We start from the raw sequence: 24,829 nt of genomic DNA on the forward strand, positions 1-24,829 counted from the left end.
TTTATGTTCTCTGATAGAGAAAAAATTCATTTTAAATTTTCTTACTTTAGGGTATAATGAATAACTAGAGAAATAGAGATTACTACTTTCAATTTAAGGAGGAAAAGCCCTTGGCAGATTATATAAATGAAATAGAAAAGAGAAGAACCTTTGCTATAATATCCCACCCTGATGCAGGTAAAACTACATTAACAGAAAAGTTCCTATTATACGGAGGAGCTATAAGACTTGCAGGATCAGTAAAGGCTAGAAAAGCTTCAGCCCATGCAGTATCTGACTGGATGGAAATAGAAAAACAAAGAGGTATTTCAGTTACTTCATCTGTAATGCAATTTAATTATAATGGACATTGCATAAATATATTAGATACACCAGGTCACCAAGATTTCTCAGAAGATACATATAGAACACTTATGGCTGCAGATAGTGCAGTTATGGTTGTTGATGGAGCAAAAGGTATAGAAGATCAAACTAGAAAGCTATTCCATGTTGCATCCCTTAGAGAAATGCCTATATTTACTTTTATAAATAAGTTAGATAGAGAAGCTAAGGACCCATTTGAGTTATTAGAAGAAATTGAAAATGAACTTGGAATAAAGACATACCCTATGAACTGGCCAATAGGATCAGGTAAAGATTTTAAGGGGGTTTATGAAAGAGATAATAAGAGAATTATTGCTTTTTCAGCTGGAAACCATGGTCAAACTGCAGTAGATGCAATTGAAGGTTCTGTAGATGATCCTAAATTTAGAGAAATCTTAGGGGAAGCTCTTCATGATAAATTAATGGAAGATATAGAGCTTTTAGATATAGCTGGAGACGACCTTGATTTAGAAAAAGTTAGATTAGGAGAATTAACACCAGTATTCTTTGGATCAGCTTTAACTAACTTTGGTGTAGAGCCATTCTTAGAGCATTTCTTAGAAATGACTACATCACCACTTTCAAGAAACTCAAGCATAGGAGAAATAGATCCATTTGATAATAACTTCTCAGCTTTTGTATTTAAGATACAAGCTAATATGAATAAGGCTCATAGAGATAGAATTGCCTTTATGAGAATTTGTTCAGGAAAGTTCCAAAAGGGAGAAGATGTTTATCATATGCAAGGTGGCAAGAAACTTAAGCTTTCTCAACCACAACAATTTATGGCTCAAGATAGAGAAATAGTTGAAGAAGCATATGCAGGAGATATAATAGGGGTATTTGACCCAGGTATATTCTCAATTGGAGATACATTATGTTCACCATCTAAGAAATTTAAATTTGAAGGAATTCCAACCTTCGCACCAGAACACTTTGCAAGAGTTAGACCAGTAGACACTATGAAGAGAAAACAATTCGTAAAAGGTGTTACTCAAATAGCTCAAGAAGGAGCAATCCAAGTATTTAGAGAATCTTTCATAGGAATGGAAGAAATAATAGTTGGGGTTGTAGGTGTACTTCAATTTGAAGTTTTAGAATACAGATTAAAGCATGAATATAATGTTGATATTAAAATGGATAGACTTCCATTTAGATATGTAAGATGGATAGAAAATAAAGATATAGATATGGAAAAGTTAAACTTAACATCTGATGCTAAGAGAGTTAAGGACTTTAAAGATAGAAACATTCTTATATTCCAAAATGACTGGGGTATAAACTGGGCTCTAGATCATAATAAGGGCTTAGTATTATCTGGTGTAGGTAAGAGTGACGACTAGTTTTAAATTTCAGAGCATTTTATTAATGTTACAATGAAATTGATATGGCATAATGAAATAATAAAAGAGGGATAACTGTTTTACAAATAGGTATCTCTCTTTTATTTATTAAAAGATTGTTTATTACTTTATAGATGTTTTGGTTAAAAAATATATTGAAATAAGGTATAATAATTAAGTATATATAATATATAAAGATGGAACTATGGAGGATTTCAATTGAAAATCTTAGATAAAAAACAAATTGGTGAAATAATTAGATTTGGAATTGTAGGAGTTTTAGCAACTATTATTCAATATTTAGTTTATGTTATTTTATATAACTTTATAGGAACTAACATAGCATTTACACTTGGGTATATAGTAAGTTTAATTTTTAATTTTATACTATCAAACTACTTTACATTTAAAACAAACCCCAATAAGGAAAAGGGAGTTAAATTTCTATTAGCCCATGGTTTTAATTATGGTTTACAAATGGTGTTATTAAATTTATTTAATATGGTTGGAGTACATAAAGCTATTTCACCATTTTTAGTTTATTGTATTAGTATTCCTGTAAACTTTTTATTAGTAAGGAAAGCTTTAGGGACAAAGGAGTAAAAATATTTGGGGATTAAGGATACTATTCCTAGATTTCTAGTTCCCTAGGAGATATGAAGAAGGAGAATAAAATTTGAAGAAAGTATATAAAGATATTATTATCTCAATAGTAATTGGAATAAGTCTAAGTTATATAGTATATCTACTAAATGGTGGAATTCTATATGGAGATATGTATAATCAAGGAATAGATTTTTTAGAGTACTATCGTAATAATGCAAGTATATTTGGGCTTGGATATAATTATAACTGGAGTATTGCTTTAGGAGACAATATGTATTCTTTAGGTATATATTATTTAATGAGTCCATTTAATATAATATTAGTTCTGTTTAGGAATATAAAAATGGAGATAATTACTCCACTTTTTATTACTATAAAATTTATCTTCTTAATATATTTTTCATCCCTTTATTTTGAAAAGGTTACATCAAATAAATTTAAATGGTATGGAGCCATTTTCTATGCTGCAAGCTATTATATATTAAATTATGGTGCAATACAAATAATGTGGCTAGATACCTTTATATTCTTACCTTTAGTATTATTAGGTATAGAAAAAGTTTTAAGTGATGAAGATAAGCTGTTATACATAATAGCTCTACTTTTATTAATAATTACAGATTATTATTTGGCAGCACTTCTAGTACCTCATATAGCTATATATGCAATAATTAGATATATAGTTATAAATAAAGATATTAAGGATATAGGTACATTTATCTGGATTATGATAAAAAAATCATTGATAGCTGTACTTTTGTCAAGCTTTGTGATAGTTCCTGCTTCAGTAATAATGTTATCATCTGCTAAAGAGACAGGTGTAATTAATGATTTTGGAACTAGCATTTGGAATATTGTTTCGATGCTTACTCAAAATTATATTGGAGCTGTAAATCAAAGTAGTAATACTTATACAACATTAATAGGAATTCCAATACTACTTTCATTTTTCATTTTTAGTAAGTTTAAAAAAGAAAAATTGTATTTTATTCATATAGGGATTTTAATTATTGCTCTTTGTATAGAAAAAGTGAATTATATTTTAAACTTTACTTATAAACCTGTTGGTGGAGATTTTAGATATAATTTATTTTTAAATATTTACGTAGCGATATATGTATATTTATTTTTAAATGAAGTAAGAAAAAATAAGAGATTGTTAACCAGTTTTAGCGTTATTTTGTTAGTAAGCACAATGTTTATATTATTTAATAAGGATTTAGACTTTAGTTTAAAACTAACTAACTTACTATTTATATTTGCTTACTTGTTATTAATATTACTAGCAAAACGAAGATTTAAATTCATGACTATAGTATTAAGTATTTTTCTACTATTTGAGGTGTCTAAGCAGTATAGTATGACACTGGGAAGTATAGAGAAAGTATCTCAGGAAACAAGAAGTCAGTATTCTAATGTAATAGAATATATTAAGGATAAGTATGGAGAAGACAAGAGAATTGAAATAAGAGGAACTCAAATGTCTAAAAACATTTTTATAGCAAATGAAGCTAATGGTGTTTCAGCTTATCATTCACTAATTAATGGGAATTACCGAAATATTAGTAAAGCCTTTAGTAATACTGTTAAAGATAATGTGAGAATAGAATTCAAAGGTAGAAATATAATAGCTCAGCATATTGGAACAGATTATTATGTTTCTTCATATAATTATTGTCCATATTTTAATTCAGAATTAATAGATAAGACTAATGATTTTTATATCTTTGAAGTTGATAATAAGCCTTTTAAATTCTTTAAAGAGAATTCTATTATAAAAGGGAAATTACCTAGTTCTATGATAGAAAAGGATATACTTTTATATAGTAATTTATTAATAGAAAAAAATAAAAATAATATAGAATTAGATGAAAATCTAAGGGATAATTTTGCTATATATCCTATTGAAGAGGTAGATACTGTTATACAAGAAACAGGAGAATATTATGTTACTAGTAAAAAGGAGTATGGCATTGAATATATACCTTTTAAGGTTAATGGAGAGCACATAGGAGAAGATTCAAACTTACCTAATGTAAATAAAGAGGATATGGATGAAAATGAACTTTATATTGGAAGGCTTAATTATGGAGATGTATTAACAATAGATGAAAAGTATGTTGGAAGCATTGATTTAATATGTATAAAGGAAAATTATATAGAATCTTCAATAGAAGATATGAATGATATAGAAATAGATAACCTTGTAAGAAACAAAAAGGGGTTAGAGGCTGAGATAAGTATTTATGATAATGGATATATAGTACTTCCTATAGTAAATGATAAGTACTGGAAAATAAAAGTTGATAATAAGACTATTCAGCCTATTGAAGTAAATGGTGGATTTATAGCATTAAAACTTGAAAAGGGAAATCATAGTTTAGATATGAACTATAAATTTTATTATAAAGATATAGGTATTATAATTTCTTTAGCTACTAGTATTGTAGTAATTATGTCATCTAAAGTAGATTTAAGTAAAGTACGTAAGATCAAAATGAGGTGAGAATTTGAAAAAGGTAAGTATAATAGTTCCTTGTTATAATGAAGAAAAAATGATTGAATTGTTCTATGTAGAGTCAGTTAAGATAACGAATAAAATAGAAGGATATGAATTTGAATATATACTTATAAATGATGGAAGTAAAGATGATACTCTTAAAACTATTAAATACTTGTCTAAGGAGCATAAAAACATTAAGTATATATCATTTTCTAGAAACTTTGGTAAGGAAGCAGCTATCTTAGCTGGACTTAAGAATTTTAATGGAGACTATGCAATAATAATGGATGCAGATTTACAACATCCACCAAGGTTAATAATAGATATGATAGAAAAAGTAGAAGAGGGGTATGAATCAGTATCAACAAAGAGAATAGATAGAAGTGGGGAATCTAAATTAAGAGGATTATTTTCTAAGCTATTCTTTAGATTTTTAAATAAAATTTCAGATATACCTATAGTAGAAGGTGCAACGGATTTTAGAATAATGTCAAAGCAAATGGTAGATTCAGTTTTAGATCTAACTGAATATCATAGATTTAGCAAGGGCATATTTGAATGGGTTGGATATGATACTTACTGGATTGAATATGTTAGTGAAGATAGGGTGTTAGGAGAAACTAAATGGTCTTATATAGGACTATTTAAATATGCAATGGAAGGTATAATTGCATTTTCAACTACTCCCTTAAGATTATCGTCTATTATAGGAGTAATAATATCTATTATCAGTTTTATATATTTTATAATAACCCTTTTACAGACACTAATATTTGGAAAAGATCTACCTGGATATGCATCAACTATATGTTTAATCTCTTTTCTTGGAGGTATTCAGTTAGTTGCACTAGGTATAATAGGAGAATATTTAGCAAGAACTTATATGCAAGTTAAAAGAAGACCTAATTATATAGTTAAGGAGCAAAGTAAAAAATAAAAAGAGTTGCTTAGCACAACTCTTTTTTATAATTTTAAACAAGGTACACCAATAATTGTTCATTATGAATTATATATTATGATTAAAGAACGAAGTTCTCTATAGCTTTTCCAACTCCAGAGTTATTATTAGTATCAGTAACATAATCTGCTACTTCCTTTACAATATCTAAGCCGTTACCCATGGCAACTCCAACTCCAGCATATTTAATCATTGAGATATCATTCTCTGAATCTCCAATACACATTACTTCTTCAGGTTTAATGCCTAAAGAATCTGCGAGATAAGCAACAGCATTACCCTTCGAAGAATTACCCATCATAACTTCGAAGTTATTATCTCCTGAGCTAACCACGTGAAGTTTATCACCAAAGGTATCTTTTAATTCTTCTTTAGCTGCCCATAAATTATCTTTGTTTTTTCCATCTTCAAATACTATACCTTTAAGAATATTACCTTGAAAATCTTCAAGAGTCGGAATAATATCTTCACATACTAAGAACTTTACTCTTTTTTCTTCTGGTAAGTCCTGATTCATAATGTAATAAGCATGGTTTTCAGGAATAAAATCCTCTCTAATTAAAGTATCCCAGCTATTAAAGTTAACAGTTAAACCATGTTTTTTTACAATATTATAAATCTCAATAGCAACATCCTTTGGCATAGGATTTTCTAAAATTGCAGTATCATTAAATTTATTTTTTATATAAGATCCATTTGAAGCAATAACAGGAGTATCTATTCCAATTAAGTCAGAATAATATCTTGCAGAGCAAAATAATCTTCCAGTAGTAATAGCTATGTTAACACCAAGCTCACTTGCTTTCTTTAGAGCTTCTTTATTTCTTTCACTTACTTCATGATTACTATTTAATAAAGTACCATCCATATCAATACAAATTAATTTAATATTATTTTTCAACGTCTCTACCTCCCTCAGGAAAAATCCATAAATTTTCCCTATAAATAGTATAAGCCAAAACTTAAGAAATTAAAAACTTTTATTGAAATTAATTATCAGTAAAATTTGTTAAAAAATTCAAATATCACTAGACTAAAGAACATATGTTTGGTAAAATATAATTAATAAAGAGAAATGCATAATAAAGGGTAAATAAAATAAAAATATTAAGGAGGGAGAGGGTTGTCATACAATGAATAATTAAGAATGAATAATGAAAAATTAATGAAAAAACGCCTATAGGAGTTTTAAAAAGTAATTAATTTTAGTAATTATGTAAGAATTACATCAATAATTCTTATTTCTTAATTTGAACTGGTAATGGGACAACTTCAAAAGATTATATGATGGAAGTAAAAGAATTACTAATTAAAGCTAAAGATGGGGATAACATTGCATTAGAAGAAATTATAAAGAAACATGAACCATTAATTTATAACACAATGATTAGTTTTTATATAAAAGGATACGATAAAGAAGATATTAGACAAATAGCTACACTTTCCATAATAAAAGCTGTGAAGAGCTGTAAGATAGAATTAAGCAAAGGATTTTCAAGTTATGCTAAAGAAGTAATAAGAAATGATATATACAAGGAAATATCAAAGGCAGAAAAACAATACTATAAATATAAGGAATCAAATGAAATTGCAATGGTAATAGATATAAAAGAAATTGTAGATGAAAGCACCAATATTATTGAAGACTATATAAAAAGTAAAGATAGAGAAATACTTATAAAGGAAATAAATCTTTTAGAAGAGGAAGAAAGAGCTTTACTTAAGGCTATATATGTAGAGAATATTACTTTAAAGAAATATGCAGAAGAAAAAGAACTAGAATACCATAAAGCAAGATACATGAAAGATAAAATATTAGAAAAACTAAAAAAGAATATTAAGAAAATATGGTAAAGTTAAAATTTTAAAATAGAAAATTAAATATGTATAGTAAAAAAGTACACTATTATTATACTCGATAGGACCTTGTAAGCCCAAGTCGGTCTTCGTATAATAAGGTGTACTTTTTGTTTTTAAAATTAATTATTTAATGGAATATATAGTGGGTTTTGAGTAATCTAAAAGTCGTTATTCTATATTATTATGATTAAATTTTTGTTATTTAAGTTCAAAATTTTATAGTACTGTATAGAAAAGTCGAAGTCTGTATTCACTTAATAATATTGCATTTTTTTATAGTATTATAGACTTAAGTTTCAAAAGGGCACGTTTTTTTAGGCAGCTACAGTAATAGTAGTCCTTTCCTACAGATCTAGAGTATTTACTTAAGTTGGCTGATGTGCTATCTATATATAGGAATTTTATAATACTTAGTTCTTCAGGCTCTAATTTATTTAGGGCCTTTTTTAGTCTTTCTACTAAGATGTTGTTTATTGCAGTTTCTTCTAGAGAGAAGCTGGTATCTATTAGTGCATCTGAATAGCTTTGATTTGACTCTTCATTTACTATATCTATACTAAGTTCATCATTAGATCTAGCTTCTTTTCGTATAAGTGCTCTATAACAGTTTTTAATACTAAAAGCTGCATAGGCAGTGAAAGCTTTAGGGTCTCTAGATAAGTCGAATAATTTAATTGCATGAAGCAAATTAGTTATACCAATTTGAATTAGCTCTTCATAATTTCTATTCTTAATAAATACTTTTTTGGACTCGCTAATAATAAGAGGAGTAAAAGCTTTGATAATTTCATTTTTAGCATTAATATCTTCTTTTTTAGCTTTAATAATTAAATCTTCCATAAAATCACCTCAAAAATTATCTTTATATAAGATAAATACCTAAGAAAATATAAAAATGAGAAAAAATATTCGTATTTTTACAACCATAAAAATACATTTATTTCACTAAATTTAGTAATGAAAGGGTATATATAGGAAGATTTAGGGAAGGAATTTAATAAAATAAATATTATTCTACAAAAATTAATATAAATTTAAAGTTTGTAAAATAAAAATGTCAAAATACGAATATTTATGTAAAAGAAAAAAAGTAGTAAAAGTACGTAAGGATGGATATAATTTAATTTATGGACAGGACTAAGGTCACATTTTAATATTTATTGTAGGGAAGATAGGGGTATAGGGTATGATAGCAAATTTAATATTAAAAGATTTAATTATTAATAATGAATTTAATATAGTTAATTTACTTGAGAAAATTGAGGTAGCAGAAAAATGTAATATTAGAAGGCTAGTATTAGCCCCTGCATACTACGATGAAGAAAGCAAGACAAGTATAATTGAAGTGGAAGAAATAGTTGAAGAATTAAATGCTTATTTAAAAGAGAAAAACTCTTATTTAGCTCTATATCCAGCGAATCTTATAAGGGATAATTACGATTCAGTAAAAGATTTCTTAAATAAAAGAATTGGAACTATAAATAGAGGAAAGTATGCTCTTTTAAATTCAGAAGAAAGTAGTACAGTAGATGAATTGTTAGAATTAGTTTTTGAACTTAGTTTAGTAGAAGTAACTCCAATAATAGTAGGACCAGAAAAAAATGAGGAAATTAAAAATGACTATAAGAAAATAGATAGATTAATTAATAAAGGTTGTTTATTTCAATTAAATGTAGAAAGTTTAGAAGGAGCCTATGGAAAGACAACACAAAAGGCTTGTAAGAAATTAATAAAGAAAAATATATATGACTTTATAGGATTTGAAGAAAATATAAAGAAGGAACTTATAGATAAAGAAGTAGAAAAAATCAGTAAGAAGGGACTTTATATATTTAAAACTGATGGATTAGTTAGAAGAAAAAGCAATGAAAGGAAGAAAAAGATTGCTTCTTGGATTAAGTAAATATAAAGAGTTATGCAATTGGATATCTTAATATATTCAAATGTATACATTCTTTATTTGTATAAAAAAGATAGAAATTACTATAATAAAGTAAAAATTATTGTAAAATTAATATATGAATGTTGTATTTCAAGGGAAAATATAAAAATATTAAAAAATAATTCTAAAAAAAAATAAGAATACAATTACAATAAGAAAGATAATATTGAAAATTGGATAAAGAATATAGATTTGAGATTTAATGTCGAAGTAGGCAGATATTTTTTTGTTTAAAAATAATCATATTGTGATATAATTTAGAATGCTGAGAAATTTGTTAAATAAATATGTCTTTTGTAAAAAGCTTATAAGAAGCTTTGTAATTTTTGGGAGAAATTAAATTTACTTAAAAGACTATAAAAAATAATTTATTGACAACAAGGTTATTAATAGTTAGGAGGAACTTAATTGGAAGAGCAAGTAATAAGATTAGACGAGTTGTTTGAAGCTTTAAAAAAGAGATGGCTAATGATAGTTGTAATTACTTTACTAGCAACAGTAGCTTCAGCTGTATTTAGTTTTTTTGTTATTAAACCACAATATGAAGCAAGTACAAAAGTTTTTATAGGTAAGGATGATGGAGAAAATCAAAATTATAGCCAAAATGATGTAACTATGTATCAAAAGCTTATGAAGACATATTCAGAGGCTATAAAAACTAAGGATTTAGTTTCTAGAAGTTTAAAGGGTACTAGCCTTAAGTTAGAACCACAAGAAGTATTAAATAATTTATCTGTAGTTACTGTTTCAGATACTCAAATATTACAAATAAAGTATAAGAGTAAAAATCCAAAAGAAGCTGAAGTAGTAGTAGAGGAAATAGCAGAAGAGTTTATTAAAACTTCAAAAGAACTAGTTCCAAATGGAAATATTAAGATAATTGAAGCAGTAGAATTGCCAGAAAAGCCAGTTAGCCCAAATAAAAAGATGAATATAGCAATTGCCTTTTTACTAGGATTAATGGTTAGTGTAGGATTAGCATTTTTACTAGAGTTTTTAGATAATACTTTTAAGAACAAGGAACAGCTAGAAAGGGAATTAGACCTTCCTGTACTTGGATCTATTCCTAACATGAAGGATAATTAGGAGGAAGATATGTTTATAGTTGAAAAAGAACCGAAATCTATAGCAGCGGAAAGTTATAGAACTTTAAGAACAAATATTCAATATTCATCCTTTGATAAGGAGTATAGAGCTATAGTAGTTACAAGCTCTGATCCAGGAGAAGGTAAATCTACAACTGCAGGTAACTTAGCTCTATGTTTAGCACAAGGTGATAAAAAAGTTATATTAGTAGATTGTGATTTAAGGAAGCCATCTATACATAAGAAATTTAAGATATCTAACATAGTAGGATTATCAGATGTAATAGTAGGTAAGGAAGCCTTAGAAAATGCTGTTCATAGATATAATAAGAATATGACAGTATTAACTTCAGGGAAGATACCACCTAACCCATCTGAAATGTTATCTTCTAAAACTATGTCAAAGCTTATAGAACACTTAAAAGAAGAATATGATTACGTTATTTTAGATACACCACCTGTACAAGCGGTTACAGATTCGCAAATACTTTCAACTAAGGTAGATGGAACAATATTAGTAGTAAGAGCAGATAAAACTAAAAAAGATGGGGTTCAAAATGCAATAAGCCTTCTTAAGAAAGTTAATGCTAATATAATAGGAACAGTTTTAAATGGAGTAGATACTAGTAGAAATAAGTACTACTATTATTATGGAGAAAAATAATCTTAATTATTTAATAGTTAAAATAGATACACAAATGAGAAGATAAAGAGAAGGAAAAGATATAGGTAAATAATAATTTAAAACATTATAATATGAGATTTTGTCTACAATGTGACAATCTAAATACTTTCTTAGATTGCCACATTGTGGTAAAAATATAGGGTTTTAAGTTAAAAGTAGTAAAAAAAATGTAAAGATGGAGGTGCTAAATGGTAGATTTGCATTCTCATTTAATTTGGAGTATAGATGATGGTTCAAAATCAAAAGAAATGACCACAAATATGTTAAAGCAAGCAGTAAGGGGAGGAACTACTAAATTAGTATTAACACCTCATTACTTGCAAGGCCATTATGAAGTTCAAATAAATGAAGTTAAGGAAAGAGCTAATGAAGTTAAAGAACTTGTTAAGGAGCTTGGGTTAGATCTTGAAATTTATTGTGGACAAGAGGTTTATTATTCAGAGCGTATATTAGAAAGTTACTTAAATAAAGAAATAGGAACTATAAATGATTCTAGATATATGTTAATTGAGTTTAATATGAGAAACTTTTCTATTAAAGAAGTTGTGGAAGTATTATATGAATTGCAATTAAGGGGAATAGTACCAGTAATTGCTCACCCAGAAAGATATTATAGGTTTATTAACAAGCCTTCTTTAATAAATGAGTTTATAAAGGAAGGCTTTTTATTTCAGCTTAATTTAGGAAGTATTACTGGAGATTTTGGTAAAGATGTAAGAAAAACAGCAGAAATATTCTTAAAAAATAAAATATATAGCTTTATAGGTTCAGATGCTCATAGAGATGAAAAGAGAAATCCAGATATGAGTAATGGAGTAGAAGCATTAAAAGATATGGATAGAAACTATTTCAATTATTTTAAGGATTCAGGGGAAAGCCTCCTTAAAAATGAAGAAATACTATTCATAGGAAGCAAAGTAAAAGAAAGAAAGGGACTATTAGGTCTGTTTAAATAATGATGAGTTTAAATTAATATATAAGGGGGGAAATACTATGGAGAGATTACAATCAGATAAAGAAAATAGCTTAGAAATTCAAGTTATTAATAAAGAAAATAGACTAATGTATAATGCGACTAAAAGATTAATGGATATTTTACTATCATTATTAGGGCTAATAATAGTAAGTCCAATTCTGTTAATTGTGGCTATTTTAATAAAGCTAGAATCATCAGGACCAATTATTTTCTCTCAAAAAAGAGTAGGTCTTAATGGGAAAGAATTCAATATGTTTAAATTTAGGTCAATGGTTCAAAATGCAGAAGAACTTAAAGAAAAACTTCAAAAACAAAATGAAATGTCAGGACCTATGTTTAAGATGAAAGAAGATCCTAGGGTTACTAAAGTAGGAAGGTTTATTAGAAAGACAAGTATAGATGAATTACCACAACTAATAAATATACTTAAAGGTGAAATGAGTTTAGTTGGTCCAAGACCAAGTCTACCAAAGGAAGTAGCTAAGTTTGAACCTTGGATGCTAGAAAGGCTAAATGTTAAACCAGGACTTACATGTTATTGGCAGGTGTCAGGAAGAAATAATATAGACTTTGAAGATTGGATGAAACTTGATATTAAATATGTTAAAGATAGAAATTTAGGATTAGATATAAAATTAATATTTAAGACATTCTTTGTGCTGTTTGGAGATAAGAATGCTTGCTAGTTTATAGGGAGAAGGGGAATTAATATGAAAATAGCAGTTGCAGGAATAGGTTATGTAGGATTATCTAATGCAATATTATTAGCTCAAAATAATGAGGTTATTGCAGTTGATGTAATAAAGGAAAAGGTTGATATGATTAATGATAAAATATCACCAATAGTGGATAAGGAAATTCAAGAATATTTAAAAAATAAGGATTTAAATTTATATGCTACTACTGACTCCTATGAAGCTTATAAAGATGCAGAATATGTAGTAATAGCTACACCTACTAACTATGATGAGGAGATGAATTATTTCAATACTAGAACAGTAGAAGCGGTTATAGCTAATGTATTATCAATAAATCCAGAAGCAATAATGGTGATTAAATCAACTGTTCCAGTGGGATATACTGAAAAAGTTAAAAAAATGTTTGAGGCTGAAAATATAATATTTTCTCCAGAATTCTTAAGAGAAGGTAAGGCATTATATGACAATCTTTATCCTTCAAGGATAATAGTTGGTGAAAAGTCAGAAAGAGCTGAAATATTTGCTAATCTTTTAAAAGAAGGTGCTATAAAGGAAGAAATTCCAGTATTATTTACAAATTCAACAGAGGCTGAAGCTGTAAAACTATTTGCAAATACTTATTTAGCTTTAAGAGTTGCATATTTTAATGAGCTTGATACATATGCAGAAATTAGAGGATTAAATACAAAGGATATAATTGAGGGAGTTGGATTAGATCCAAGAATAGGAAGTCATTATAATAATCCTTCGTTTGGTTATGGTGGGTATTGCTTACCTAAGGATACAAAGCAATTATTAGCAAATTATGCTGATGTTCCTAATAATATAATTGGAGCAATAGTAGATGCAAATAGAACTAGAAAAGATCATATAGCAGATATGATATTAAAAAGGAACCCAAAAGTAGTTGGTATATATAGATTAACTATGAAAACTGATTCAGATAACTTTAGAGCTTCATCTATTCAAGGAATAATGAAAAGAATAAAGGCTAAGGGAATTGATGTAGTAGTGTATGAGCCGGTATTAAAGGAAGATAGTTTCTTTAATTCTAAGGTAATAAAGGATATTGATGAATTTAAGAAAATGTCAGATATTATTGTGTCTAATAGATTATCTGAAGAGTTATATGATGTAGAAGATAAAGTGTATACTAGGGATTTATTTAAAAGAGACTAGTAATATTAAGTTATTTATGTTGAAAATATGTTTAATATATTGTGGAGGGAAGTATGACTGAGCCGTTAGTTTCAATAATTACGCCAGCTTATAATTCGGAAAAATTTATAAGTGAAACAATAAAATCAGTAATAGCACAAACATACAAGAATTGGGAAATGATTATTGTGGATGATTGCTCTGATGATAGAACTTGTCAAATAGTTAATAGTTGGGTAAAAAAAGATAAAAGAATTAAACTTATTAGGAAAAAAATAAATTCAGGAGCAGCAGATTCAAGAAATATTGCTTTAGAGAATTCTAAAGGTAGATTTATTGCGTATTTAGATGCTGATGATATATGGTATCCTAATAAATTAAGTAAGCAAGTGAAGTTTATGATGGAAATGAAATGTGGTTTTTCTTGTTGCTCATATGAAGTTATAGATTCTGATGGAGAAAGTAAGAATAAGTATATTTATATGAAAGATATATTGGATTATAAGGGATTCCTTACTAATAATTTATTGCAAACAGTTGGTATAATGGCAGATCTGAAAATTATAGAGCGTAATAATCTAATTATGCCAGATATGAAGAGAAGGCAAGATGCTGCAACTTGGCTTCAAGTACTGAAAAGTGGAAAAAAATGCTATGGAATGAAAGAAATTCTTGCTAAGTACCGAAGGGTTGAAGGATCTCTTTCAAGTAATAAGTTAAAAGCAGCTCAAGGTGTATGGTATCTATATAGAAATGTAGAAAAATTATCACTAATACTTTCTATTTATTGCTATATTAGATATGCTTTGCTTGCTATATGGAAAAGAATTTATGTAAATAATTATTCACAAAAAAGATGTAGTATAGACAATTGAATTTATATAAAATAATATAAGATTTATCAATATCAAGGGAGGTATATATGAAATCATTACTAATGCTTACTAAATTTTATCCATATGGAAATGGAGAAGCTTTTATCGAAAATGAAATAGAAGTTTTATCAAAAAAGTTTGAAAAGATAGTCATTATAGCCTGCGAAGTGGATAATAAAGAAGAGCGAGTTAGGAAAGTGCCAAATAATGTAAAAGCTTATAAGGTTATATCAAAGCAAAAAAAAATACAAACAATAATTGATGGAATAGTAGGTATTAAAAAAATTTTTAATATGAGTAATGAAATGAAGAATGAAATTAATTATTGTGATAATATACTTAAAAAGTTATTTCTTTTATATTTTGAGCAAAAGAGCAATAGAATATTTAGTCAGATAGAGCAGCAAGATTTTTTTAGAGATATAAAAAGTGAGGAGTTCGTATTGTATAGTTATTGGCTCTTTACTACAGCAAAGGTAGGAGTAAACTTAAAAAAAGTATTGAATAATAATATTAAATATTCTTTTTGTAGAGCACATAGGTATGACCTCTACGAAGAAAAGAATTCATTAAAATACTTACCTTATAGAAGTTTATTATTAAAAAATTATGATAGTATTTTTCCTTGTTCTAATGATGGTGTTGAGTATTTGAAAAATAAATATAGTGATTATTCAAATAAAATAAAAGTATCATTTCTAGGAACTTTAGATAATGGATTATCAAAATATAGTGATGATAATATTTTTCGAATTGTAAGTTGTTCTCGACTAGAACCTGTAAAAAGGGTTAATAGAATTGTAGAAGCATTATCATTAATTGATATTACAGATAAAATGATTGAATGGACTCATATTGGGGGAGGAAGAGAATTCGATACTATTAAAAAATTAATAGATAAAAAAATTAAGAATAAGAATATAAAAATTAATCTATTAGGAAATGTACCCAATAAGGATGTAATAAATTTTTATAAGAATAGTAAAGTGGATTTATTTATAAATGTAAGTTCTAGTGAGGGGTTACCGGTCTCAATAATGGAATCAATAAGTTTTGGAATTCCAGTTATAGCTACTAATGTAGGTGGAACATCAGAAATTGTCATTGATGGTGTGGATGGATATTTACTGTCTTCTAATTTTGAAAATAGAGAGTTAGCAAAATTAATTATAAAAATAATAAAAGCTAAGGAATCCGAAGAATATAATAATATGAGAATGCAATCCAGAGAACTATGGGAAAAAAGATTTCAAGCTGAAAATAATTATGAAAATTTGTGTAGCTTTATTAATTTGAAAGTTATGGATAGATAATTGGAATACATATTAATTATAAATACTTATAATTAACTTAGTTGAATAATTTTAAAAAATGACATTTTGTTACGCATATTATTGCAAAATATAGATATACAATTATGAATTAATATTATAGTTGTTTAGCTTGTAAAGCAAGATAGCGTTTCATTATAAATTTAAATGTAATTCTTGTGTATAAGATTAAAATTAAGGTTAGATATAATTTATTATATCTATGTATCAATATTGATTATAAGTATAAAATAAAGTTATATGGTTAGGTTTACCAATAAAGAATAAGGTATAAATTTACTGGATTTTAAACTTAATTATATATAGAATAATTAAAATGAAATTTATTATAATTATGAGAACATTATAGAATTAAGTTTTTGTAGATATTATACTAAATATCTATTATTAGTAAATTATAATAAATTATAGTATAAAATCGCTAAGATTTATATATTAATTATTATTTTAGTTGAGCTTATAAATTATGAAAATATTATTTAAAATAAGAAAGTATAATAAAAAGTAAGTTTATTATGTAAAGGTATGAAATATGAATAGTTATTTAGGTTATATTATTTTAGGAATTTTTTGTATATTAATTTTTATTAGATATATAAATAATAAAGAAATAACTTCTATTACAATATCTTATTGTATAATATCACCAAGTGTACAATTTATAGGTATGAAGCTTGATTCATCTTATTTTTTACTTGTATATATATGTATGTTAGTTATTTTATTTAAAAAAGATTTAAGAGTTAATAAAAACATAAAAAGTTATTTTTTATTAACGATTTTCATATGCTTTATTTACTATATAGCATGGATGTTTAATAGTGGCAAAGATGTCTTGGTAATGTTAATTTCATTGGCAGGAATATTAAAAGTTGGGGTTTTTATGGTGATTTTATATAGCTTAGATTGTGAAAAGTTACAGAATAATAATTATATATTCATAAAAATAATTTCTATAGTAACAATTTTAAATTTATTAGCAATATTGTATCAAGTATTCTTTCCAAGTGAAGCTTATAATATATTTTCAGAATTATATAGTTCTAACACAGCAAATTATTATAAGCAAGATACTTCTTTATGGGGAAAAGGAGGGTTTTACAATGGAAGATATACTAGATATTTCGGACTATTTGAAAATCCTATGTCCCTTGCATGTTATAGTCTTATAGCTATAAGTTATGTTATTACTAAAATTTCATCAAGATTAATTAATAAAAAGTTATGTACAATATTATTAATAATACTACTGTATATAGGCTTTATGTCAACAACTAAGACGTTTATATTAGGAATAGTATTACTATTTATATTTTTAGCAGTACTTCAAATGGCCGATAAAAGTAATAAAAAAATTAAATTATTAACTATTACATTAATAATGTTAGCATTTATATTAACAATAGTTTTTTATAGCGAGATATATAATCTTTTGTTTGAATATAATCCAAGCTTAGCATATTATTTCTCATATTTAAAGGATCCCGTTTCAGCATTTAATACACGATTTGGTTCTTTAAATGGCGATGGAAGTCTTTCTTATGTCTTTAAAATAATGAATGAAAATCCGTTGATTGGTGTTGGACCTACCAGTGTTAATGGTGAGATAGTTGGAGATAATGCTTATGTTGTGCTTATTCATAATGGTGGTTTAATAGCATTAGTTACGATAGTAGGTTATTATATGAGACACTTATTTAATAGTTTTAGATTCAGAGATACTACAACTACACTTTTAATATTAACTACCCTTATTGTAAGTATGGGAATGCCAATTCTTACAGGTGGGAATTTAACACTATTTATTATTTATTATTTATGTATCGAAAAAAATATTTCTAATAGATATGGTAGTATAAAAATGATTTAGTAATATTTTCGGATAGTTTGGTTTAAAAGTAATTAAATAATGTGTTTAGTTAAGGAGAAGAAAATGCATAGAAGAAAAACATTTTTGTTTATTAGAAAATCAATGGGAATTGGAGGAATAGAAACATATATATTTAGAACAGTGAAAAAGCTAAGAAAAGATGGAAATAGAATCATATGGGTATTTCCAGATGGTGGATATATAGATGATGGATTTAGAAGTGAATTTTTCAATAATGATGTAGAAATAATTAGAGTTAACCTAGATAAAATTAATTGGATAGATAATTTAAACATAAATTTTGAGGAATTTGAAGAAGTCATAGCTTTAGCTTTTAATATTTATGACTTTGCTTTTTTAGAGATGATTAAAAGTAAGTACAAAAATACTGACATAGATAGTTTTTTTTGGGTTCCTCATTTTGAAGGTAAAAGTATTTTTATTGAGGAATTCGCTCCTAAAATAGTAAGACCAATATTAAATAAATATATTAGAAAAATTATTATAAGTATGGAAGATAATAATAATATTATATATGTAAATCAATCACATCTTGATGCATTTAAAAATAAGTATAAATATAATATTATTAATGAGAATAGTAAACTGTTATTAACATCTAATAGAGAAGTACCTGAATATGATGCTGATTTAATAAATAGAAGAAGTGAACGAAATAAATTTAATATCATTACTATTAGTAGATTTTCATTTCCACATAAGGCATATATATTAGGATTAATAAGGAGCTATGGGGTTTTAAAAAAAAGTTATAATCAATTAAAGTTAACAATAATAGGATATGGAGAGCATGAAAATATTCTAAAGAATGAAATATCAAAGCTATCTGAGGAAGCTAAACAAGATTTGCATTTAGTAGGAAAGGTACATTATACAGACTTAAATAAGTACTTTAAAGATGCGAATCTTAATATAGGAGTAGGGAGTACTATTATCGATGGAGCTCTAACAGGATTGATATCAATTCCTGTTAGACATTATACTGAGGAGTGTGAGGGATATGGATATTTACCATTGAATAAGAAGTATCTAACCTCAATAGAGAAGGGTGAGCCAATAGAGAAATACATTGAGGAAGTTATAAATATGGATAAGAGTGAGTATCAATATTTAAGCTTAAAAAGTTATGAAACATATAGTAAACAAGAAGATAGTACCAATGTATTGATGAGTATGAAAAATGTAGATAATAAAAGGTGTCTAAATAAGAAGTATATTAGGACCTTGATTGTGGCATATAAATTAGCGAAATATGTTAGGGGTATTAAATTAAATAAATGATAACTTAATATAAAAGTACTAATATATTAAATTAATATAATGCTAATAATGTAGAAATGTAACACGAGGTAATATCATGGAAAAATCAGATAAGAAAAGTATAGTGTTAAAATCAATTATATGGAAAATAATGGAAAGGACTGGGGTTCAAGGTGTACAGTTTATATTACAATTAATATTGGCTAGACTTTTAACACCAAGTGAGTATGGAATAATCTCATTAATTACTGTCTTTATAGTTCTGGGTAATGTCTTTATACAAAGTGGTTTTAATACTGCATTAATTCAAAAAAAAGATGTTAATGAAGAAGATTTTTCATCTGTATTTTATTTAAGTTTATTTGTAGCTATGCTGCTATATATAATATTATTTTTTAGTGCACCTTTAATTTCAGAATTTTACAAAATGAATGAAATTACAATGATTTTAAGGGTATTAGCAATAGTATTATTATTTGGTGCGTTTAATTCTATACAAAATGCAATAATTTCAAGAACTATGAAATTTAGAATGTTATTTTTTAGTAGTGTCATATCTATGATTACATCAGGTATAGTTGGAATAATTTTAGCATATTTAGGATTTGGGGTTTGGGCTTTAGTAGCTCAGCAAATTGTGAATCAAATATCAATTACAATTATTTTGTGGATAACACTAAAGTGGAGACCAAAGCTAGTTTTCTCTTTTTCTAGAGTTAGATACCTATTTTCTTATGGATGGAAACTTCTTCTTTCATCTTTGATTGATACATTGTATATGAATTTAAGAAGTCTTATTGTTGGGAAAATATATACTTCTGAGATGCTTGCTTTCTATAATAGAGGTGAACAATTCCCGCAGATTATAGTTTCTAATATAAATGGTTCAATTCAGTCTGTTATGTTGCCAACACTCTCAGCAGAGCAAGAGAATAAAAGAAGAGTAAAAGAAATGGTTAGAAGATCAATAGTAACAAGTTCATATATACTGTTTCCTATTATGGTTGGATTAGCAGTTGTTGCAGAACCATTAGTCAGGATTATATTGACAGAAAAGTGGATAGAGTGTGTACCTTTTTTACAAGTTTTTTGTTTATCATATGCATTATGGCCTATACATACTGCAAACTTACAAGCAATAAATGCCTTGGGGCGTAGTGATATATTTTTAAGACTAGAAATAGTAAAAAAAATAATAGGAGTAATAATTTTAGCAATATCAATGTTTTATGGAGTATATGCCATAGCACTAGGTGGATTATTCTCTGGAATTATATCAACATTTATTAATTCTTATCCTAATTTAAAACTTTTAAATTATAGTTATAAAGAACAAATAAAAGATATAATTCCATCACTATTACTATCTATAGTAATGGGAGGAATAGTATATAGCATTTTATATTTAAATATGTCTCCATATATAACTTTATTTATTCAAATATTTATTGGGTGTATAGTATATATAGGGTTATCAAAGATATTTAAACTTGAATGTTATGAATATTTATTGAAAATAATTAAGTCATTAGTTAAGAAGAAATTATAATAATATAAAAATATTGTAATAATATAACATTATTATAGGAGGCAATTTAATGAAGAAAAAAGTAGCTGTTTTTCCTGCTGGAACTGAAATCGGATTGGAGATAAATAGAGCTTTAGGATACTCAATACATATTGAGTTATATGGACTAACAAGTATAAGAGATCATTCTAGATTTGTTTATAAAAATTATATAGAAGGATTACCGTTTTATAATGAAGATAATTTTATTATCGAGTTAAATAAGATTATTGAAGTTAATGAGATAGATTTTATATTTCCTGCAAATGATGATGTCCAATTATTTTTAACTAAAAATAAAGAATTGATTAAAGCAGAAATACTAACATCTGATCTTGAAACAGTAAAAATATGTAGGTCAAAATTAGAAACATACAATTATTTTGATAAAGAAAATTTTGTTCCGAGATTTTTTGAGAATACAGAAAGTATTAGTGAATATCCGATTTTTGCAAAGCCTGATGTTGGGCAAGGGGCAAAAGGAGCAAAAATTATAAATAATTTAGAAGAACTAAATGAAATATTAAATAAAGATGAAAAATATGTTATATGTGAGTATCTACCAGGTGAAGAATACACTATAGATTGTTTTACTGATTTTAATGGTAATCTAAGAGTATGTAAAATGAGAAACAGAAAAAGAATTAGAACTGGAATAAGTGTTAACTCAGAAATACTGGAGATGGATGATGAAGTTTTAAATATAGCTACAATTATAAATAATAAATTAAAGTTTAATGGAGCTTGGTTTTTTCAATTAAAAAGAGATGCCAATAATAAGTATAAACTTCTTGAGATAGCTACTAGAATATCAGGAACTATGGGGTTAAGCAGAAATTTAGGAATAAATTATCCATTATTAACAATATATAATAGTATGAACATGGAAGTAAAGATTATTGAAAATAAATACAATATAGAAGTTGATAGAGCTTTTATTAGTCGTTTTAAGTTGGATTTTGATTATGAGACAGTTTATGTAGATTTAGATGACACACTAATTATTGATGGAAATGTAAATAAATTTTTAATGCTATTTATTTACCAGTCATTAAATGACAATAAGAAAATAAAGTTGGTTTCAAAACATATACACAATATTAGTGATACCCTTAAATCAAAAAAAATTGATATAAATATTTTTGATGAAATAATACATTTAAAAAATATAGATAAAAAATCAGCTTATTTATTTGATAAAAAAGCAATTTTTATAGATGACTCTTTTGCTGAGAGATATGATGTGGTTAGCAATTTAAACATTCCGGTTTTTGACAATAGTGAAATTGAATCTTTAATAGATTGGAGACGATAAAATGAACAATAATTATAGAGTGGGAATAACTGGTCCGATGTCAGAAATTAATTTTGGTGACTATGCGATGGTTATCAATAATATTTTTGATATTGGGGTAAGAGATATAACAATTTTCTCCTACAACAAGGGGTTTTCTGATAAGATAATGGAAGATTATTGTGGAGATTTTAATGTGTCCTCAGTGGAGGTTAAACTTGCTGAAAATAATATAAAAGATTTTAATAATGATGTAAAAGAAAGCCCTAAAGTAGGATTCTTACCTTTTAACTTTCCAACTGAGACACCGATAGATATACTTTATAGAACTGAAAACCTAGATGAGATAAGAAGTTATATTAAGAATATTGATATTCTTGTTGTAAATGGAGGCGGATATTTTAATCATTTATGGAACAATAGCTTATGGAGATCAGATATGCTAAAGAAAATAATTGTTCCAATGATTGTTGCAAATCAATTTAAAAAGAAAATAGTGTTTACAGGTAATGGATTTGGTCCATTTGATCAAAGTGAAGAGTTTTTTAATTATATTTTTAATTATTTAAATAATACAACTTTTGCAGTAAGAGATAGAATGTATTCAAAAGGATATCTAAATAAAATTGGTATAAAAGAAGAAAATATTGAGTTTATACCAGATGATTTATATATTATTAATGAGAAAATAATAAATTTACCTAAGAAGAATGAGATGGACTTTTCTAAAGTTGGTAAATACATAGCAGTAGAGCTTTATTATCCTTTGGAAGAAATAAAATCATATTTGCCAGAATTGAAAAAATTCAGTGAAAATATGTATAAGAAATATGGCCTTTCAATTATATTTATTCCTTTTGATTTTCAAAGAGGAGGAATGTGGCAAGGTGAATTCTTAAGTGAGAATTTAGAAAACTTCTATTTTTATGATTTAAATAAATCTGGATATATGCCAATACAGGATTTACATCAAATTATAAATAATGCAGAAATGGTTATGTGTACTAGATATCATGCTTTAGTTTTAGCTGTTGGATCAGGTATACCTGTTATAAATATGATAAAAAAAGTGTGTGATGATCATAGGTATTATTTTAATAAGAATTTTGGATTATTAGAATATGCATTCGAAGGACTAGAATTTAATGAGATGGATTTTCTAAAAATCAATTTTTTAGATACTCTTAAATATGTAGAAGAAAACTTTAATGAAATAATCGAAAAGCAAAAAGAGTTATATGAAAATGATCAATATATAAAAAATAAAGAAAATCTTAAGTCAATTAGAAATGAATATTTTAAAAAAATAAAATAGGGTGATAATAATGAAAAATATACAAGTTACTCGTTCATCTATGCCTGAGTTTCAAGAATATATTGATGAAATTAAAGAGTTATGGGATAGCCATTGGCTAACTAATATGGGAGTAAAACATATAGAATTAGAAGAGAGATTATTAGAATATTTAGGGACTAAAAACATATCCCTATTTACGAATGGTCATTTAGCATTAGAGTGTATAATAGCCGCTTTAGATCTAAAGGGAGAAGTAATAACTACTCCTTTTACATTTGCATCTACAACACATGCTATAGTTAGAAATGGATTAACACCTGTTTTTTGTGATATAAATCCAGAAGACTATACAATAGATGTAACTAAGATTGAAGAATTAATAACGGAAAAAACTTCTGCGATAATTCCTGTTCATGTATATGGAAATATATGTGATGTTGAGGAAATAGAAAGAATAGCTAAAAAACATAATTTAAAAGTCATATATGATGCAGCACATACTTTTGGAGTTAAAGTAAATGGAGTGGGAATAGCTAATTTTGGAGATGCTTCAATGTTTAGTTTTCATGCTACAAAGGTATTTAATACTATAGAAGGTGGGGCAGTAACTTTTAATGATGAATCATTAAAAGATAAATTAATTGAATTAAAGAATTTTGGTATTACTGGACCTGAATCTGTTGAGTATGTAGCTGGCAATGCAAAGATGAATGAGTTTCAGGCAGCTATGGGAATTTGTAACCTTAGGCATGTGGATAATGAAATAAAAAAGAGAAGTATAGTTGTAGAAAAATACAATTCTAGATTAGGAAATATTAACGGAATAAAAATATGTAAACTACAAGATGGAGTAGATAGCAATTATGCATACTATCCAATAGTGTTTGATAATTATAAATATAATCGTGATGAAATTTTTGAAAAGTTAAAGAATGAAGGAATAATATCCAGAAAATACTTCTATCCATTAACTAATTCTTTTGATTGCTATAAAGATAGTTTTAAAGTGAATGAAACTCCAGTGGCTACATATATATCAGAAAGAGTTTTAACTTTACCACTTTATGCAGATTTATCTTTAGAAGATGTAGATAGAATATGTGATATTATTTTGAATTAATAATTCAAATAATTAAG

At 26.4% G+C, this 24,829-nt stretch carries 21 protein-coding genes; 19 read left to right on the forward strand and 2 right to left on the reverse strand.

Annotation, left to right across the window (positions count from 1 at the left end; all coding sequences use genetic code 11):
* Positions 1 to 110 precede the first annotated feature (110 nt).
* The 4 genes from E5347_RS08935 to E5347_RS08950 all read left to right on the forward strand — a co-directional run bounded on the left by E5347_RS08935 (position 111) and on the right by E5347_RS08950 (position 5,752).
* Positions 111 to 1,706, forward strand: coding sequence for a peptide chain release factor 3 (locus E5347_RS08935; protein WP_136006562.1), 1,596 nt, complete (start codon positions 111 to 113; stop codon positions 1,704 to 1,706).
* A gap of 219 nt (positions 1,707 to 1,925) precedes the next feature.
* Positions 1,926 to 2,309 carry a GtrA family protein gene (locus E5347_RS08940; RefSeq protein WP_136006563.1) on the forward strand — a complete coding sequence of 128 codons (384 nt, stop codon included), beginning with the start codon at positions 1,926 to 1,928 and terminating at the stop codon, positions 2,307 to 2,309.
* A 73-nt stretch (positions 2,310 to 2,382) separates the two neighbouring features.
* Entirely contained in the window at positions 2,383 to 4,818 is a 2,436-nt protein-coding gene (locus E5347_RS08945) for a YfhO family protein (RefSeq protein ID WP_136006565.1), read from the forward strand.
* A 4-nt stretch (positions 4,819 to 4,822) separates the two neighbouring features.
* The gene (locus tag E5347_RS08950) at positions 4,823 to 5,752 is read left to right on the forward strand and encodes a glycosyltransferase family 2 protein (RefSeq protein WP_136006567.1); all 930 of its coding nucleotides are present in this window, start codon (positions 4,823 to 4,825) and stop codon (positions 5,750 to 5,752) included.
* An 82-nt stretch (positions 5,753 to 5,834) separates the two neighbouring features.
* Here E5347_RS08950 and E5347_RS08955 read toward each other — a convergent pair whose 3' ends face one another.
* On the reverse strand, positions 5,835 to 6,674 hold the full coding sequence (locus tag E5347_RS08955; protein WP_136006569.1) for a Cof-type HAD-IIB family hydrolase: 840 nt from the start codon (positions 6,672 to 6,674) through the stop codon (positions 5,835 to 5,837).
* A 383-nt stretch (positions 6,675 to 7,057) separates the two neighbouring features.
* On the opposite strand from E5347_RS08955, the gene E5347_RS08960 reads away from it, so the two are divergent.
* Positions 7,058 to 7,627: a sigma-70 family RNA polymerase sigma factor gene (locus E5347_RS08960; protein ID WP_243109764.1), complete on the forward strand. Its 570-nt coding sequence runs from the start codon at positions 7,058 to 7,060 to the stop codon at positions 7,625 to 7,627.
* A gap of 279 nt (positions 7,628 to 7,906) precedes the next feature.
* On the opposite strand, the gene E5347_RS08965 is transcribed toward E5347_RS08960, so the two are convergent.
* The gene (locus tag E5347_RS08965; RefSeq protein ID WP_136006571.1) at positions 7,907 to 8,473 is read right to left on the reverse strand and encodes a sigma-70 family RNA polymerase sigma factor; all 567 of its coding nucleotides are present in this window, start codon (positions 8,471 to 8,473) and stop codon (positions 7,907 to 7,909) included.
* A gap of 346 nt (positions 8,474 to 8,819) precedes the next feature.
* Between E5347_RS08965 and E5347_RS08970 the strand changes: the two genes are divergently transcribed.
* The 14 genes from E5347_RS08970 to E5347_RS09035 all read left to right on the forward strand — a co-directional run bounded on the left by E5347_RS08970 (position 8,820) and on the right by E5347_RS09035 (position 24,812).
* Positions 8,820 to 9,536 carry a CpsB/CapC family capsule biosynthesis tyrosine phosphatase gene (locus tag E5347_RS08970; protein WP_136006573.1) on the forward strand — a complete coding sequence of 239 codons (717 nt, stop codon included), beginning with the start codon at positions 8,820 to 8,822 and terminating at the stop codon, positions 9,534 to 9,536.
* A 447-nt stretch (positions 9,537 to 9,983) separates the two neighbouring features.
* Positions 9,984 to 10,661: a YveK family protein gene (locus E5347_RS08975; RefSeq protein ID WP_136006575.1), complete on the forward strand. Its 678-nt coding sequence runs from the start codon at positions 9,984 to 9,986 to the stop codon at positions 10,659 to 10,661.
* 9 nt (positions 10,662 to 10,670) lie between these two features.
* Positions 10,671 to 11,324 carry a CpsD/CapB family tyrosine-protein kinase gene (locus E5347_RS08980; protein WP_136006577.1) on the forward strand — a complete coding sequence of 218 codons (654 nt, stop codon included), beginning with the start codon at positions 10,671 to 10,673 and terminating at the stop codon, positions 11,322 to 11,324.
* A 209-nt stretch (positions 11,325 to 11,533) separates the two neighbouring features.
* Positions 11,534 to 12,301 carry a tyrosine-protein phosphatase gene (locus E5347_RS08985; protein ID WP_136006579.1) on the forward strand — a complete coding sequence of 256 codons (768 nt, stop codon included), beginning with the start codon at positions 11,534 to 11,536 and terminating at the stop codon, positions 12,299 to 12,301.
* Between the two features lie 37 nt (positions 12,302 to 12,338).
* On the forward strand, positions 12,339 to 13,007 hold the full coding sequence (locus tag E5347_RS08990) for a sugar transferase (RefSeq protein WP_136006581.1): 669 nt from the start codon (positions 12,339 to 12,341) through the stop codon (positions 13,005 to 13,007).
* 24 nt (positions 13,008 to 13,031) lie between these two features.
* Complete coding sequence (locus E5347_RS08995; RefSeq protein WP_136006583.1) at positions 13,032 to 14,198, forward strand: nucleotide sugar dehydrogenase; 1,167 nt, start codon at positions 13,032 to 13,034, stop codon at positions 14,196 to 14,198.
* A 53-nt stretch (positions 14,199 to 14,251) separates the two neighbouring features.
* Entirely contained in the window at positions 14,252 to 15,052 is an 801-nt protein-coding gene (locus E5347_RS09000) for a glycosyltransferase family 2 protein (RefSeq protein WP_136006585.1), read from the forward strand.
* Between the two features lie 47 nt (positions 15,053 to 15,099).
* Positions 15,100 to 16,365 carry a glycosyltransferase gene (locus tag E5347_RS09005; RefSeq protein WP_136006587.1) on the forward strand — a complete coding sequence of 422 codons (1,266 nt, stop codon included), beginning with the start codon at positions 15,100 to 15,102 and terminating at the stop codon, positions 16,363 to 16,365.
* Between the two features lie 550 nt (positions 16,366 to 16,915).
* Positions 16,916 to 18,253, forward strand: a complete 1,338-nt coding sequence (locus E5347_RS09010) for a hypothetical protein (protein WP_136006589.1) — start codon at positions 16,916 to 16,918, stop codon at positions 18,251 to 18,253.
* 63 nt (positions 18,254 to 18,316) lie between these two features.
* Positions 18,317 to 19,555: a glycosyltransferase family 4 protein gene (locus E5347_RS09015; RefSeq protein WP_136006590.1), complete on the forward strand. Its 1,239-nt coding sequence runs from the start codon at positions 18,317 to 18,319 to the stop codon at positions 19,553 to 19,555.
* Positions 19,556 to 19,631: 76 nt separating this feature from the next.
* Positions 19,632 to 21,083: a lipopolysaccharide biosynthesis protein gene (locus E5347_RS09020; RefSeq protein WP_136006592.1), complete on the forward strand. Its 1,452-nt coding sequence runs from the start codon at positions 19,632 to 19,634 to the stop codon at positions 21,081 to 21,083.
* A gap of 49 nt (positions 21,084 to 21,132) precedes the next feature.
* Positions 21,133 to 22,416 (forward strand): ATP-grasp domain-containing protein, encoded by a 1,284-nt coding sequence (locus tag E5347_RS09025; protein ID WP_136006594.1) that lies wholly within the window; start codon positions 21,133 to 21,135, stop codon positions 22,414 to 22,416.
* Position 22,417: 1 nt separating this feature from the next.
* Entirely contained in the window at positions 22,418 to 23,710 is a 1,293-nt protein-coding gene (locus E5347_RS09030) for a polysaccharide pyruvyl transferase family protein (RefSeq protein ID WP_136006596.1), read from the forward strand.
* A 10-nt stretch (positions 23,711 to 23,720) separates the two neighbouring features.
* On the forward strand, positions 23,721 to 24,812 hold the full coding sequence (locus tag E5347_RS09035) for a DegT/DnrJ/EryC1/StrS family aminotransferase (RefSeq protein WP_168354939.1): 1,092 nt from the start codon (positions 23,721 to 23,723) through the stop codon (positions 24,810 to 24,812).
* Positions 24,813 to 24,829: the final 17 nt, after the last annotated feature.

Origin of the sequence: Clostridium sartagoforme (assembly GCF_004794105.1) — a bacterium.
GTDB classification, from domain to species: domain Bacteria; phylum Bacillota; class Clostridia; order Clostridiales; family Clostridiaceae; genus Clostridium; species Clostridium sartagoforme_B.